At 34.5% G+C, this 13,792-nt stretch carries 21 protein-coding genes and 1 pseudogene; all 22 read right to left on the bottom strand.

Going from position 1 to position 13,792, the window contains the following annotated elements:
- Positions 1-32: 32 nt before the first annotated feature.
- The 22 genes and pseudogenes from AC1DEF_RS06445 to AC1DEF_RS06340 all read right to left on the bottom strand — a co-directional run bounded on the left by AC1DEF_RS06445 (position 33) and on the right by AC1DEF_RS06340 (position 13,776).
- Positions 33-545, bottom strand: a complete 513-nt coding sequence (locus tag AC1DEF_RS06445) for a hypothetical protein (protein ID WP_097823220.1) — start codon at positions 543-545, stop codon at positions 33-35.
- Between the two features lie 27 nt (positions 546-572).
- Positions 573-1,067 carry a hypothetical protein gene (locus AC1DEF_RS06440; RefSeq protein WP_097823219.1) on the bottom strand — a complete coding sequence of 165 codons (495 nt, stop codon included), beginning with the start codon at positions 1,065-1,067 and terminating at the stop codon, positions 573-575.
- 74 nt (positions 1,068-1,141) lie between these two features.
- The gene (locus tag AC1DEF_RS06435; protein WP_097823218.1) at positions 1,142-1,651 is read right to left on the bottom strand and encodes an ankyrin repeat domain-containing protein; all 510 of its coding nucleotides are present in this window, start codon (positions 1,649-1,651) and stop codon (positions 1,142-1,144) included.
- 116 nt (positions 1,652-1,767) lie between these two features.
- Positions 1,768-2,280, bottom strand: coding sequence for an Imm6 family immunity protein (locus AC1DEF_RS06430; RefSeq protein WP_097823217.1), 513 nt, complete (start codon positions 2,278-2,280; stop codon positions 1,768-1,770).
- Between the two features lie 76 nt (positions 2,281-2,356).
- Entirely contained in the window at positions 2,357-2,815 is a 459-nt protein-coding gene (locus tag AC1DEF_RS06425) for an antitoxin YezG family protein (RefSeq protein WP_097823216.1), read from the bottom strand.
- Positions 2,806-3,318 (bottom strand): ankyrin repeat domain-containing protein, encoded by a 513-nt coding sequence (locus AC1DEF_RS06420; RefSeq protein ID WP_097823215.1) that lies wholly within the window; start codon positions 3,316-3,318, stop codon positions 2,806-2,808. Before AC1DEF_RS06420 ends, AC1DEF_RS06425 begins: the two co-directional genes overlap by 10 nt.
- A 273-nt stretch (positions 3,319-3,591) precedes the next feature.
- The gene (locus AC1DEF_RS06415; RefSeq protein WP_097823214.1) at positions 3,592-4,008 is read right to left on the bottom strand and encodes a tetratricopeptide repeat protein; all 417 of its coding nucleotides are present in this window, start codon (positions 4,006-4,008) and stop codon (positions 3,592-3,594) included.
- A 40-nt stretch (positions 4,009-4,048) separates the two neighbouring features.
- Positions 4,049-4,465, bottom strand: a complete 417-nt coding sequence (locus AC1DEF_RS06410; protein WP_097823213.1) for a hypothetical protein — start codon at positions 4,463-4,465, stop codon at positions 4,049-4,051.
- Positions 4,452-5,075 carry an immunity protein Imm33 domain-containing protein gene (locus AC1DEF_RS06405; RefSeq protein ID WP_097823212.1) on the bottom strand — a complete coding sequence of 208 codons (624 nt, stop codon included), beginning with the start codon at positions 5,073-5,075 and terminating at the stop codon, positions 4,452-4,454. The genes AC1DEF_RS06410 and AC1DEF_RS06405 overlap by 14 nt, the downstream gene beginning before the upstream one ends.
- Positions 5,076-5,149: 74 nt before the next feature.
- A pseudogene (gene imm47 / locus AC1DEF_RS06400) lies at positions 5,150-5,817 on the bottom strand (Imm47 family immunity protein).
- Positions 5,818-5,847: 30 nt separating this feature from the next.
- Entirely contained in the window at positions 5,848-6,348 is a 501-nt protein-coding gene (locus AC1DEF_RS06395; protein ID WP_097823211.1) for an ankyrin repeat domain-containing protein, read from the bottom strand.
- Between the two features lie 139 nt (positions 6,349-6,487).
- Positions 6,488-6,865: a ribonuclease toxin immunity protein CdiI gene (gene cdiI, locus AC1DEF_RS06390; RefSeq protein WP_097823210.1), complete on the bottom strand. Its 378-nt coding sequence runs from the start codon at positions 6,863-6,865 to the stop codon at positions 6,488-6,490.
- A 38-nt stretch (positions 6,866-6,903) separates the two neighbouring features.
- Positions 6,904-7,131, bottom strand: a complete 228-nt coding sequence (locus AC1DEF_RS06385; protein WP_255255695.1) for an SMI1/KNR4 family protein — start codon at positions 7,129-7,131, stop codon at positions 6,904-6,906.
- A 26-nt stretch (positions 7,132-7,157) separates the two neighbouring features.
- The gene (locus AC1DEF_RS06380) at positions 7,158-7,295 is read right to left on the bottom strand and encodes a hypothetical protein (RefSeq protein WP_255255694.1); all 138 of its coding nucleotides are present in this window, start codon (positions 7,293-7,295) and stop codon (positions 7,158-7,160) included.
- Between the two features lie 132 nt (positions 7,296-7,427).
- Positions 7,428-7,841: a hypothetical protein gene (locus AC1DEF_RS06375; protein ID WP_097823209.1), complete on the bottom strand. Its 414-nt coding sequence runs from the start codon at positions 7,839-7,841 to the stop codon at positions 7,428-7,430.
- A 218-nt stretch (positions 7,842-8,059) separates the two neighbouring features.
- Entirely contained in the window at positions 8,060-8,485 is a 426-nt protein-coding gene (locus AC1DEF_RS06370; protein WP_141425867.1) for a DUF600 domain-containing protein, read from the bottom strand.
- A gap of 240 nt (positions 8,486-8,725) precedes the next feature.
- Positions 8,726-9,271 (bottom strand): Imm6 family immunity protein, encoded by a 546-nt coding sequence (locus AC1DEF_RS06365; protein WP_255255693.1) that lies wholly within the window; start codon positions 9,269-9,271, stop codon positions 8,726-8,728.
- A 150-nt stretch (positions 9,272-9,421) separates the two neighbouring features.
- Positions 9,422-10,120: an SMI1/KNR4 family protein gene (locus AC1DEF_RS06360; protein WP_097823208.1), complete on the bottom strand. Its 699-nt coding sequence runs from the start codon at positions 10,118-10,120 to the stop codon at positions 9,422-9,424.
- Between the two features lie 701 nt (positions 10,121-10,821).
- The gene (locus AC1DEF_RS06355; RefSeq protein WP_097823207.1) at positions 10,822-11,535 is read right to left on the bottom strand and encodes a pentapeptide repeat-containing protein; all 714 of its coding nucleotides are present in this window, start codon (positions 11,533-11,535) and stop codon (positions 10,822-10,824) included.
- A 19-nt stretch (positions 11,536-11,554) separates the two neighbouring features.
- Positions 11,555-12,334 (bottom strand): hypothetical protein, encoded by a 780-nt coding sequence (locus AC1DEF_RS06350; RefSeq protein WP_097823206.1) that lies wholly within the window; start codon positions 12,332-12,334, stop codon positions 11,555-11,557.
- Between the two features lie 42 nt (positions 12,335-12,376).
- The gene (locus AC1DEF_RS06345; protein ID WP_255255692.1) at positions 12,377-13,156 is read right to left on the bottom strand and encodes an ADP-ribosyltransferase; all 780 of its coding nucleotides are present in this window, start codon (positions 13,154-13,156) and stop codon (positions 12,377-12,379) included.
- A 467-nt stretch (positions 13,157-13,623) separates the two neighbouring features.
- Positions 13,624-13,776: an immunity protein YezG family protein gene (locus AC1DEF_RS06340; RefSeq protein WP_137738957.1), complete on the bottom strand. Its 153-nt coding sequence runs from the start codon at positions 13,774-13,776 to the stop codon at positions 13,624-13,626.
- Positions 13,777-13,792 lie beyond the last annotated feature (16 nt).

The following is a 13,792-nucleotide window of genomic DNA, read 5'->3' as shown; positions in this document are numbered from 1 at the left end:
CCTGTAATCTTTTACTAGTAACCTCGTCTTCCTTACTGCCTTTTTAACGCTTCAATACGTTTGATTTCATTGAAATACTGAAAGTTCCCTTTAAAACATCTCTCCATCGTTTTAAAAAACTGCTCCGCTCCTCCTAACACCATCATAAAAAAGTCTTGTTTCGGAAGCACTGCTTTTACGGGAGGAGATGTATGCAAGGTATACAGTATAAACTGTTCAGAAGCCGATTTTAAGGTTAATGCTAAAGCTTGATCTGGAAAATTCATCTCTCCATACCCGGTCTCTTTTAAACTCTCCATTGCATTCAACAAATAAAGCCACATCCCATCTATAACGTCCCATGCAGATGCATCAAGAAGCGGCTCACCGTAGTATTCGAGCTTAATAGCTCCTTCAAGGCAAGTAAAATCAAGCTGATTACCGTAACGAACGAGTTCTGCTTCATTTGATATCTCGATAAAATAGGTAGATTCCTTTTCATATAGAGATGATAAATCGGTAATCAAAATATCTGGACGCTTAATTAATGTTTGAACACGAAACAACGTTATCCCTCCATGCTCTGTTTACTTTCACAGCTCAAATAAATTTTCTCCGTCCTTATTTACCCAATACTTTTCTATTTTTGGAATCAAACCTGTAAAGTCTTCATACGTTCCTTTCCAATCGCTTGGAACATATTCTTCAAATGAAGCCGGCTCAGGAAACAGTGAGTAGAAAGTCTTTTGATCAAAATCCACCAAAAACGAAGGGCTAAAATCTAATACGTCTTCTCCATCTCCGCTTTCTATTTTATCTTCAAACAGCTTTAAAAGAGTAGCTGCATCTACTTTATATGACTCTATACGTTTTAAAAAAAGCTCAGCATTTTCACTGCTGAGAACCTCCATTCCTTTTCGTTCAGGTTCAATATATTCATCAACCGCTGAATCGCCTTCACTTTCAAAAGCTTGTGCAAACTTTACATAATCTAAATACCATAGCTCTCGATCGGTTACATACCATTGAAACTGCTTTTTATGTATAACTCCGACAATTACGTTTTCAGCATATATGGGTTCTAGCATGAGGTGGACCTCCTTTCTTTTATTAGCTTTGTGACCTGTTGTATAAGATTTAATTAGTCTTCAAATACTCTCTTTTATACTTTTTCATTTAGCTTTCGTATTAAATATTCAGCAATTTCTGTTTGTCCAAATTCCTTAGCATATCGGTACGCATCCATATCCTTAATATTCTCCCCCGTATATCGAATGGAAATATCTATACCTTGATCAACTAGATATTCAACTATTTTTTTATGACCACCGTAAATTGCTGCGAACAATGGATTTCTTTTTGCCGAGCTTACATCTAATTCTGCTCCAGATTGGATTAAATACTGTACTATTTCTACATGCCCCTCACCTGCTGCCACTCGTAAGGGAGAAGCATCAAATATATCACCTTTTATATTTACATCGATTCCTTTATGCACTAGATACTCTACTATGTCCATCTGTCCTTTTTTTGCTGCTATATGCAACCAGCTACCAAATGGAGTCATGGTGTGTAGAATTGTTTTATTACTACCTATTAATTCTTTGACTGAGTTAATGTCACCACGTTTAATTGCATTTCTTATTGCCTTATTGACGCTGTTTTTTTCCAAATCATATCCCCCTTAATTTAGTTGCCCATTATTGCCTTGTTTTAATGTAGACATCTCCCTCAATAATTTAGCTGTTTCTACCGTTTTTACTTTTAAATAGTTGTGGTCAATTAAAATTACTGTCGTATTTGTAGTTCTTTTAACACTTTTGTTCGCAGATCATTCACTGTTTTTCTATTCGTATCATCATTTAATAAAGAAGTTAATCTTTCTATGTAACTATTCGCATTCTCTATACATCTTTCAAAACCATTTACAAAATGCTCTACTAATGTATCATCAACTAAAGCAATGGGTTCGGGATAATATTCGACGCCTTTTCTTTCAAATGCTTTTCTACTAGTATAAGCAACTGCATCAATAATACAGTCCCAGGCTATAACATCTGTTTTATTATCTGACATCTCTTGAATTATTGTGATACCATTTCCCTCGTGATCTAATAATTCATAAAGAGTATCTCCACTATTTTCTTTGTCTTTTAACCATTCCCAGCATTTACATATAACTTTCCGGACTGAAATTTGATCTTCCGTACGAGAAAGTACCGGTACTACTTTTTCTGAAAGTGCCAGAAAAAATATCACTTTATCATGTTCTGTTAAACTATTGAAATTAGTATTAGTCATTCTTAAACTCCGTTTCCACTTCTCTCACTATGATGAGCTTAACGCCTCCGTCCATATATCTTTTGCTCTTCTATGATTAGGAAAGAAATTTTTTTATGATCTTTTTATCATATTCATCTTCTGAAATAATCCCTAAGTACTTATACTCCCAAATCACCTGTTGTTCATACGGGTCAACAGTAAGAATATCTTCATACCCGTAGTCTATCTCAAATTTCCCATCATGACCTAAATGCAAAGTTAAACTTGTCCATATCTCCTGCTTGTTTTCTATAAATACATCTAACAACTCACGAAAGCACTCTAACTGTTTATCTAATAACACTAAGTAGCTCTGTTCTGACACATCAAATAGTTCAGGTATATCATGACTATATATAGGTTCATCGCTTCCTTTTGGATAATAAAAGAAATACGTTGTTTGAGAACCTTCTCCTACTTCTGCATACAAATAGATTTCTCGCCAGCCTTCTTGTATCATTTCCTTTAAATTATCGGCCACCTTTTGATAAATATCATTAAGCTTTAATTCCATTTACTATCCACCTTCTGCTTTAAATATTCAGCAATTTCTATTTGTCCTCGTTCAATCGCAAATTCATAGGCATCTATATCTTTCATCGTATCCCCCGTATACTTTACAGTAATATCAATACCACTCTGAACAAGGTATTTTACAATATCAAGATGACCACCATAAACCGCTGAAAATAAAGGATTTCTACTCGAATCGCTTACATCTAACATTGCACCTCTATCGTATAAGTACTGAACTATGCTAAATTCACCTACACTCGCTGCATGTGCAATTGGCGCTGACTTTGGTACACCTTCATTTATGTTAATATACATCCCGTATTCAACTAGGAACTTTACCATGTCAAGACTACCAGCTCTAGCAGCCACGTGTAGCCACGTTCCAAAAGGAGTTATAAACTCAAGCAGCGTTTTATCTGTAATCAGAATCTCTTTTGCTTGTTCTGTATCACCATTCTTAATGAGATCATAGGTTTTAACTGCTTTTTCCTTATTATCCATAGAAACCTCCTAAGATATTTTTGTTCATACGGCTTCTTCACCAGTTTATAGTATCAGAGAGATTCCTTTAGTCTTCTGAAATCCCTTCCAGAATTCTTCTAATGATTTAAATAGGATTATGTGGATATTCTTTTAAATAGTGCTCTATTAAACTCTTACTCTATTTCAGCATATTCGTTCACACGCCCTACTCATATGCATTAAAATCAAAAATCCTCAATAGCCTGCTCTACTGAGGGTTTTACTCTTCACTTAAACTGTATTTTTCTCTATTTAAATTAACTCTATAATAAGTTTAAAGTATTTATCATCTTCCTGAAAAAAGATTTTATAATCTTCAATTTGATAAGCCTTGTACAAATACGCTTTTGCTTTTTCAAACTCTCCAAGCTCATAAAAACTTTCCCCTAACCGCAACAACAGAAAAGGATTTCCTTTCCCCTCAGGACAATTTAAGGCACATTCTAAGCTGTGTATAGCGTCTTCATAGTTTTTTATTGAAAAGTATGTATCACCTAAAGTGCCGTAAATCCACGTAGCCGCTGACCATTCTTCCTTTGGCTCTGGAACTAATTCAAGTGCTCGTTGATAAAAAACAATCGCTTCACTCATTTGTTGCAGTTCAGCAAATCGATCACCTTCTTCACATAACTTGACAATTTGCTGGTGAAGTTGATCGTTCATTTCCATTACAGCATCTCCCTACTGAAATAATAAGGCTTCATCTTCATCATCCTTTTAGCAGCTTTATATATTTGACATCTTGCCCTTCGAACGATCTTCCTTCTGACTTTTTATTAGCAATATCAAAAAATTCTTTTGCGACATTTAATTCGCCCAACTCATAATAAATAGTTCCTGATAAAAATTCACGCTCTCCGTCATCTATTCTTTCAAAATCCGATGTATATAAATGATTTAACCATTGCTTAGCGCTTTTGTAATTCTTTATCACTGTAAATGTATCAAGAATATCCCGTACAATACTGTAAGTGTCAGGATATAACCCTTTAGGCTGTGGAATTTCACCCCAAGCTTGTACCAATAAATCTATAGATGTTTCGTAATCATTATTTTCAAAGCATTCATCGCTTTTGGTCTTATATTTCTCAATTCTCACTTGCTTTTCAGGGTCAATTTGTATCATTTCTTCCTCCACTCAAAATATCTTCATCTCTTTCATTTAATATTGCCTTCACTTGATCTCTTTCAAAAATCACCATATATTCGTATGGTAAAGCTAAAACTTGAATAAGGGATGGACGAATCTTTAATAATTGATAAACATAAAAAGCCTCAAGCTCTTCTGTATCATCTTCTTCATTTACCGGCCCTATGTACCAGCCAGAATCTCCTCGTTCAGCTCCGCCGCTTCTTTGTAAGTAAATACTATCTACTTCTAGTATATTTTTAGCTACCACGACTTTATCTCTAAAGCTGACGCCTTCACCATTTTTCATGTTTAACTTGCGCAAAAAGTGAACTTGTTCCAACTGCGCCCATAGAGCAAGCGTTAAATCTTCTGTATAATCCTCAAAGGGATTCCCTGAATAGTCCGGTGAAAGAATGTAATACTCTTCATTCTTTACAGAAACAATAAAGTTCGACCATCCTATTTGTATCGAAAAGCCATCAGTCCATTTTTCTCTTTCTATCGTTTCAAAGATACGAAATAGAATCTGAACCTGCATTTTTAATTCGTGTTCTGCTTGAACTACGACTACTTTATCCCCTATATTTTTAATGAATTTTTTCAATTATTCTTCCCTTTCTTTTTTCACTAATTTTGTTGCCAAATATATTGCGTTTGGACAATACGTAAGGTTGCTTTCTATAGCTTATACCCATAAAAATACTTTTGTCCTTTTTCCCAGTTTTTAATGGTTCTTCGTTATGTGCTGCACTCATCGCTCTTTGGACTAATTTTTGTGCTAAGTCTCCGGGAAAAGCTAAATTTTGTTGAAAGTAATAACTTTCTGGATCATTCTCATCGCAATACTCAACATAATAGTCTCCTATTTCCTCGGCAGTCGCCTCTTCTCCGATTTTCGCTTCATAGTCAAGGGAAAAATCAAGCGAATCCTTTATGATAATAGCCGTATCGTCAATTTCATTCCAGTCTTCAAGCAAAGCCAATAAATACGGAACTACTTCAAGAGAAAATGATGTTATCGCTGCTGATGCAAACGTATCAACCGTTTCTTCAGTACTTTTACTCAAAAATCGCAGATTATTTGAATCTCTTAAGTCGTCATGTGTTGCGATAGCGAAAAAGACCCTTATACACAAATTCAAAACCGCTTCATCTTGAGTCCCGTTCATCAATTGAATTAATAGCGGCTTTTGAGTAAAATCCCCTATTTTATATAACTCGATTAAATTAAATAAAATGTCCCTTTCTGTATGGCTTTTCAATAGATGTTCTTTTATTTCAGCTTGAGATAAAGTGGTCTTTTCACCAAACCATATACTATTCATAAGGTTTCTTGAGCCTACCATCATTACACCTGCTTTCGCTAAGTAAATTATCTATTTCAACTTTCTCTTTAAATATTCAGCAATTTCTATTTGTCCTCGTTCAATCGCAAATGCATAAGCATCCATCTCTTTCATATTTTCACCAGAGTATGTAATCGATATATTAATATGATTCTCAACTAACAGTTTAACCATCTCAAAATGACCGTTATATATGGCAGCAAACAGCGGATTTTTATCTGGTTCACTGATATCAATTTCAATATTATGGTTAATAAGATACTTAGCAATATCTATATGTCCTTTTGCAGCCGCTCTTTCTAAGGCATTGGCAGAAAAAGTTCCTCCTTGTGCATTAACATCTATTCCAGCACGAATAAGGTACTGGACGATTTCTAAATGACCATGAGCTGTCGCTACATGTAGCCATGTGCCAAAAGGTGTGACCCATGTTAACATTTCTGGCTCTTTCTCAAGTAAGTCTCTCACCTTATTTAAGTGACCACCTTTTATATCACCTCTAATAGCTTTTGTCATTTGAGTTATTTCCATTTTTCGTTTTCCCTCTACTTTCTACCTTGTAGAATTCTCTCCAAAATATATCGTCTCTCTGCTTGGTGTAATGCGCTGTAGTGTGGGGAGCTTATTGTCTATAGCAAGACTCGATTCGTGGCTTCTTTATGTACTCCTACTAGTCTTCGATACTATAATTTTGTTTGATTTTATGTAAAAGAGCCATCACTTTTTCTTTATCATGGGCATGATCTTCAATATATACGCGGCAGATTTTGTGCAAGTAAGTTAAAAACGTTTCATAATCGACAATAACACTTTTGTCAGTGTCACCCGTACCGTCTAGAAATTCAATTCCGTTTTCAACATAACCCTCTTCCCACGGCTCTAAGTCACCTGAAAATGTACAAATGTGGTACTCATTTCCATAACCAGTTTCCTCTGAAAAATAGTGTAAGACTTTTAAAAATTTTTGATCTGATAAAGCGCTATAAAAACTTATCATGGGAGACAACGTACAATCTATATCATGAAATAATTCTACGATTTTCTGCATTCGTATCACCCTTTTATAATTAATTGAATCAACATTTACTATTTGACCGTGACCACTACGCAAACGCTAGGGTTATCTCTTGAACCTCTATAATCTAAACACACAAAGTCACCTGCAAACAAAACAGCTATTGGTAGCAGTTCCGTACCTACTAAATTTTCATCAAAAACAATTCTTTCGTCAAATTGTGTTCTAACCACTCCTATATCGTAATACTCATCATCTCTCTCCCCAGTTATGTTTAAAAACCTATCAATCATATACATATAGTTACTGCACTTAAAACGATTCTTTATAGGAGCGCCACCATTATATTTTTTACAAATTCTTTATACGTTTCTGGTAAATTTATTCTCCATTTACCTTCCTTTTCAGAAAGCACAGTATCGTCCGGCAAGGGATAAATGATTGATCCATCCTTACATTCCATTTGTATACCTCCTTAACATTATGATGAAGTGTAATAGTAAATTAGATAGTAACAATAGATACTCGACTTTAGCATCCTTGCTCAAATTATTAAATCGATTTATTTGATTGGGTGATCCTCCTTCATACATGGTTACCTTTTGAGTAATTTTATGTATTTCGTATCTTTCCCTTCAAATAATCTTCCTTCTGATTTTCGATTAGCTATATCAAAAAACTCTTTGGCAATTAAAAGGGATCCCAATTCATAATAAATAACGCCTGAAACAAACTCTTTTTCACCATCATCAAATCGTTTAAAGCCTGATGAGTATAGATGAGTTAGCCAAAACTGGGCACTTTCATAGTCATTTATTATGATAAAGGTATCAATGATATCTTTTACCACCTCATAAGTATCACTATATAACCCTTTTGGAAGCGGAATTTCTTCCCAGCCTTTGATTAATACATCAACAGATTTTTGATAATTTTTCTGTTCAAATAACTGATCACTTTTCACTCTATATTCTCCAACTATTTGTTGGATATTTAATTCCATTTTCATTTACATTCTCCTTAATAAAATGGGGTGACTTGTTAAGACTAAAGATACATTGTTATTTAATAGTTTTGCACTTATAAAATTTGACCAGATCTATTGATTCCTATCCTAAAACGTAAAAAGCACCTTTTACTTTACTCATTATTTCACCCAAACTTTAGAGCGGTTTAATATTAATTAAAGTAAAAACTTTGAAAAGCATTAGCCCATCAAGATCTAGTTTACAAATAACTTTCTCTTACTTCTTCGAACCAACAATCAAAAAGATCATCAGGTAATAGTTCGTCATCATTTGTATAAATTAAGTCATATCTATAGTTTGCTTTTACCCTATTCTGCTTCACATCATAAAAAAGTTTTATTTCGGTTGGCATGTCCCTATCAAATTCTTCGCATTTCTTATGAATAAATTTCAAGTTTTCATTACCGATTTTCAAAGCAGCCTTCTGTCTTTCTCTTGAAACATCATAAACTAGATTGCCTTGACCATTTAATTCAGGTTTGGCCTCATTTAGTTGATGTTTATGGACTACCTTTTCATTAATTTTAAAGAAAAAATCAAAAACATACATTTTTGGCTCGTATGAACAATAGATATAGATTTCATCTGCTTTATTTTCGACATACTCTAAACAAATAGCTACCATGTCTGTTTGTAATTCTGAAAAAAATCTTCAAATACCTTCATTTAATCACCTTTAATTTTCTATACTTGTAAAACTCATTTCATAATCTTTAATTAGTATGAGCATTATTTAATTGTTTTTAATCTCAGTTTCTTGTTGGAGTTTCCTTACCCAATATTCTTTGACGTTCTTGATAGAACTTGTTCATATCAGTATTTCTATATTTCACAATGTTTTTTATTCCTTAGGTTTAATGCACTTTTAGAATAATTTTATAAAGTCTTCTCTTTTTATTGGGGTTTCATTGCTTGTACACTCATAATCATAAAGAACTAATTCCATTCTTTCAATTTCCTCTACTGTGATAAAACCGGTTTCAACTGCGCTATTCAAAAAGACAGTGATACTATCTGCACCGATACCTTCCAATGCTTGGGGTACATATTTTACTTTTTCGTTTTTATAAGCTTTCCAAGATGTATAAGCGACGGCATCCACTAGTAGTGACCATAGCCTAGCCATATTCAAGTCTTCTTCTTCCTCAGCAAATTCTGAGATCCCTGTATAGTCTGCATTATCAATAAGCTCATAGAGTTCATCTCCAGTTACAGTATGAGATTCACCCCATAACCAACATTTGTCTAACGCTTCTCTACCTGCTGGATATCTTTCATCACCTTTACTTATTACAGAAAATACTCTTTCAGCAACAATTAAAACAACCCCAACTTTTTGTTCACTTTGCAAATTATGAATGGATTTATTTCCTATAAAATCCTCCTTATGTTTATTTAATAATCTTTCCATTTTTTTAAACGTACACGTAATTCATTTTTGAACTTTTCTATGATTGTACTGATTGTTACGCTCAAATAAAAGAAAGCACCTGCTTCCTTTTATGGACAATCAAGTGCTATATGCTATATAAACTTACTTAGTCTATTTACACATTATTTTTTAATTATCTTGTAACCCTATTAAAATCCATTCATCTACAATATCCCAGAAATCAACACTATATTCAGGCTGGTCATTGGTGAACCACAGTGTTGCTCTATTATCCGTACAATTGTTCAAATCTACCGCAACGTATCCACCCATACCATTCTCAAAAAATCCATAAGTGGTATCAAGATTGATTTCTAATGGATGCTCTAAATCATCAAGAATCCCCCATTCACCTTCTTTAAAATAAGTTACTCTCTCTAACGGTACTAGACCCATTGCTCGACTTGGCATATAATAAAAGCCATTATGTAACTTTCCATAAAATTTAACAATAGATTGCGGAACACTTGACCAGGCTTGTTGCATGTCTAAACCGTAAATTGATTTATTTGGTATTCCCCCTTCATAATAAAGAATTTCGTCATTTTCACTCTTCACGCTATATAGAATGGCGTACTGTCCATTATCTATAATGATTTCAACATCTACTAAATTCTCTTTTAAATATGAAATCGTATGACTTAATTCTTTTTCACATACCCGATTCCATAAAGCAATTAGTTTATCTTTCCTTTCAGTCTTATCAGTTTCTATAAATACTTCCATCCATTCTTCCGGGATGTTCTCTTTCTCAATATTTAGTAAGTCTTCATTAGATACAAGCTCAATACTTTTTCTGTATTGTTGTAGAAAAGACAACTTATCCACTTAGAATCCCTCCTATTTATCCGCTTAAATTCATTTATTAAACTATATTTATTTGCTTCCAGTAGACTATTGTAGAAACCAATAGGTGATTTCCAGTATTCATCAGTTTTCGGGTCTATTTAAGCTAGTCAGTATATTTAAAATCATGAGTTTTCGACTTTTCACCTGTCATATTACTTCAATACATTTTGTTTTCGTATCGACCAATGGTCTTTAATGATTTTTTGTGGAACTGGCTTTGTTTGAACACTAAATTCCAAAATTAATTCTCACTCTACTCGAACACCTTTTAAAGAATTTAGGTTAAATTTACCATAATAGTATTTTTTAGTAAACTCACTTAAATAACTTAATGCGGTCTTTTCTTGTACTTCAGTCAGTTGAGTGAATTTCCTCGAGACAATTTCCCCACCTGGAATATAAGAATCAACAACATATTTCTTCCCATTGTTTTTTCACAAAATTGGGTATTGATTTCTTTTTAGATACTGCTTTACCGTTCTCTTTAGCATACTTATAAAATTATCATGTTCATTTCACCTTTCATACTGAAATACAAAAAGCACTCATCGTCTCTCTTAGACAATTAAGTGCTTTAAGTTTGCAAGTTTTATAGTGAGAGTGTGACACCCTTTACATGCTGTGACAAATCATACATTAAAACGTAGGTGCCAATTTTACATACAATTTAAAATCAACTTCTATATCATTTTCAACACTTGTTCTTTCACATTTTCGTCAAACTTAGCTCCTTCTACATTTGCTCCTGTCCAAACTACATTGTCGAGTTTAGCACCGCTGAAATCCGCTTCTGTGAAATCCCCATTTAAAAGGATTGCTCCGGTAAAATCTGCTTCTGTGAAATTAGCATTTCTAGCATCTACCTCTGATAAATTCACATTTTCCAAATGCGCTTTTTCAAATTTACCATCTGTCAGATTGGCACCGCTGAAATCCGTTCCCGTACAGTCGGCCTGTTCCGCATCAATTCCTGACAAATCTGCACGGCGAAATGTAGCATGATTTAAAATTGTTCCAACTAATTCTCCATGTGAAAAATCAACTTCGTCAAAACGAGTTTCAAAGCAACTACTTATATTTATCTTTGCATATTTCATATTTGCTTTAGAAAAATCCGCTTCGCCAAACCTACAATCTGCCATGTTAATTTCCTCTAAATTACAACTTCTGAAATCAGCTAACTCAAAATCGCAGTCATGAAACGCTGCTCTCATTAGTGAAGAGGCTCTCAACACAACACGTTTTGCCATAATACGCCTTGCCATTACTTCTGACAGGTCTGAAAAACTAAGGTCTAAATCACTCATATCTACCTGATCTATAACCTCATCATTATATTGAGATCTATTTACTATTTCCATAACCCTTATTCGATCATTACTTTTCTCATCCATGATTACAAATTCCTTTCCTTTAATTTTCTAGATACTTCTTCCAAGCAACATTGGGCGAATACGTGACAACCATTCGACTTTCATGAAAACTTGGCACAGCTATTACTTGAGCTGGTTCTAAGTATTTCATTACATGTAACCACCGATCTAGCAATGTATCCCTATCAGCTTCTAATGGATTTTGTAAAAGATCCATACAAACCCCACCCCATTCCAATTCTGATACGACAGCGGGACTATTTAGTAGGAATTCCTTATCAAACATTTCTAAAATATGACCACTAAAATATGTTCTAGCTCCTACCCCCAAGGGACCGTTAGGAAGAAACCTGACCGGTATAGGTAGTGAAGACATATTCATCCACATATGTAAGCGTTCATATTCAGTATTCCATGGATAAGATGCTTTCCAAAAAATTTGCGACACTCCATAACGCGGCTTTACAATTTCTGCGATTTGATCAGATAACTCAAAAAAAACAGACCATAATTTTTTAGGTATTGATTTATGGAACTCAAACTCCAAATATGAACTATGACTCCAGTTAACTTTAAAACTCCCTTTATAGTGCATCGCTTTATCACGATACAGGTGAACTTCAGATACTCTACGCTCTGAAATCACTTTTTCTAGAATTTCCCGAAGATTATATTCTACCTTTACTGTTTCAGAGTTACCCCAATGGGTAGGAGCAAATTTTTCATTTGACTCAAACACATCCAAAAGACGACCTAGTATCTCTTCCTGATTAATAGATACTGTAGGATACATTGAAATCGTAAAATAATTAGGTTTCATTTAAATCCCCCTTAGTACTAAAAAGTAAAGTTACATACTTATTTATATTTTTATCCATATACCTCCACCAGGGATATCCGGATGATATTCCCATTTATGTGTTACTCTACCACTGCTTGGATCAGTATAGAAAATGTCACTCTCTTTCGCTAAAGGGCCACTTGGTCTTGGCTTAGGAGGAATTCCATTTAAATCAGGTTTATCACTTGATATTGTCACAACATGACGACCATTTTTCCCTTGTGCCAGTTCTCTTTCAGCTCGCATTTGACTATCATTATGAATAACATGTTCTTTGTCACTTATTTTGTGTTTGTGATCATGAACTAAGTCAATTTCACCCTTACTATTACGCCCTATACTGTCTGGACGTGTAAGATGCCCTTCACTGGATGTATAGGTAACAACCTCACCGACGTTATTGTTCTCTAGCTTACGATCAAGATGTTCTCCTAAAGCTTTTCTTCCTTTTATTTCTTCTTCTCTACCACGCTCTGTGATCTTTTTTAGATTCTCATTCCTAACATCCCATTTTTCACGATCTAAAGGTTTTTTCGTTTCTTCACAATAACGATCATATCTAATATCATCTGCATCGTCTGTTTCTTCACATTTTGCAAGGTCTCCCTCACCGTCTGCTGGGCAAGTTCTGGACCTGCCGGCACAAGATCTGGCATGAGTCGTGGCATACTGCTGTCTAGGAAGGATGTTGTTATACGTTTTATGTAGCGACTGTGTCCAAGAGGCCGGTGCGTTTTTGACGCTTTGGTAGGCTTGCTTTGTGACGTTGGCAACGGCGCTTGTGCGAAGCGTGTTGCGCATGTTGTTGAGCTTTTGGGTTCCTTTGGTCGCCAGCTTTGTCCCATTTTCCCCGCTACCTTCGTAGAAAGCGCCCCAGCTCCAGCAATTCCTAATGCTTGCAGAAGGCTTGCTTTACGCTGCTCTTCACTGATTTTATTCCCGAACATGTCGCGTCCGGTCATGTATTCTCCTAAGCCGTTTGCAGCTCTTCCTTATTCCTTATCAAGGCGGCTGCTACAGTAAGGTGAGATTTGAAGAGTTTTACACCAGTGAGAAAGGCTTAAATTAAAGTCTTAGTTGCTGTATAATATAAAAACACACTGATTTTCACAAAATACAGTGTGTTTACTTATAACTTTAATAATTATTTAAATAGGATTACTGGGATACTCTTTTAAATATTGTTCTATTAAGCTCTTAGTTTTTTCATCTATTGGTACTTCATCTAAATATCTATACTCTCTCATCTTTTCATGCGCTATGAAGCCCTAATTTGCATTAGACCAATCCGTGCAATCAAATTGTATAAAGAATTTTCTAGTTTGGTTAAACATTAGCGTAAAAGAATACTCTAGTTCTTGGTTATTTTCTTTAGGAATTTCTCTAAGCTGTTCATTAGAATCAAAAAGCTTATCTTTTATCTAATCGGTTTTTAAT

It is taken from the genome of Priestia sp. 10L35, from assembly GCF_056395685.1.
The sequence above is the reverse complement of the archived record's forward strand: the minus strand, read 5'-3'. Positions and strand labels throughout refer to the sequence as shown.

What these genes read in the sequence shown, in the direction of transcription:
- AC1DEF_RS06440 (WP_097823219.1), bottom strand. Translation starts at nt 1,067, where the DNA reads ATGCTAGAACCCATATATGCTGAAAACGTAATTGTCGGAGTTATACAT.
- AC1DEF_RS06430 (WP_097823217.1), bottom strand. Translation starts at nt 2,280, where the DNA reads ATGACTAATACTAATTTCAATAGTTTAACAGAACATGATAAAGTGATA.
- AC1DEF_RS06425 (WP_097823216.1), bottom strand. Translation starts at nt 2,815, where the DNA reads ATGGAATTAAAGCTTAATGATATTTATCAAAAGGTGGCCGATAATTTA.
- AC1DEF_RS06420 (WP_097823215.1), bottom strand. Translation starts at nt 3,318, where the DNA reads ATGGATAATAAGGAAAAAGCAGTTAAAACCTATGATCTCATTAAGAAT.
- AC1DEF_RS06415 (WP_097823214.1), bottom strand. Translation starts at nt 4,008, where the DNA reads ATGGAAATGAACGATCAACTTCACCAGCAAATTGTCAAGTTATGTGAA.
- AC1DEF_RS06410 (WP_097823213.1), bottom strand. Translation starts at nt 4,465, where the DNA reads ATGATACAAATTGACCCTGAAAAGCAAGTGAGAATTGAGAAATATAAG.
- AC1DEF_RS06395 (WP_097823211.1), bottom strand. Translation starts at nt 6,348, where the DNA reads ATGGAAATAACTCAAATGACAAAAGCTATTAGAGGTGATATAAAAGGT.
- cdiI (WP_097823210.1), bottom strand. Translation starts at nt 6,865, where the DNA reads ATGCAGAAAATCGTAGAATTATTTCATGATATAGATTGTACGTTGTCT.
- AC1DEF_RS06385 (WP_255255695.1), bottom strand. Translation starts at nt 7,131, where the DNA reads ATGTATATGATTGATAGGTTTTTAAACATAACTGGGGAGAGAGATGAT.
- AC1DEF_RS06380 (WP_255255694.1), bottom strand. Translation starts at nt 7,295, where the DNA reads ATGGAATGTAAGGATGGATCAATCATTTATCCCTTGCCGGACGATACT.
- AC1DEF_RS06375 (WP_097823209.1), bottom strand. Translation starts at nt 7,841, where the DNA reads ATGAAAATGGAATTAAATATCCAACAAATAGTTGGAGAATATAGAGTG.
- AC1DEF_RS06370 (WP_141425867.1), bottom strand. Translation starts at nt 8,485, where the DNA reads ATGGTAGCTATTTGTTTAGAGTATGTCGAAAATAAAGCAGATGAAATC.
- AC1DEF_RS06365 (WP_255255693.1), bottom strand. Translation starts at nt 9,271, where the DNA reads ATGGAAAGATTATTAAATAAACATAAGGAGGATTTTATAGGAAATAAA.
- AC1DEF_RS06355 (WP_097823207.1), bottom strand. Translation starts at nt 11,535, where the DNA reads ATGGATGAGAAAAGTAATGATCGAATAAGGGTTATGGAAATAGTAAAT.
- AC1DEF_RS06350 (WP_097823206.1), bottom strand. Translation starts at nt 12,334, where the DNA reads ATGAAACCTAATTATTTTACGATTTCAATGTATCCTACAGTATCTATT.
- AC1DEF_RS06345 (WP_255255692.1), bottom strand. Translation starts at nt 13,156, where the DNA reads ATGCGCAACACGCTTCGCACAAGCGCCGTTGCCAACGTCACAAAGCAA.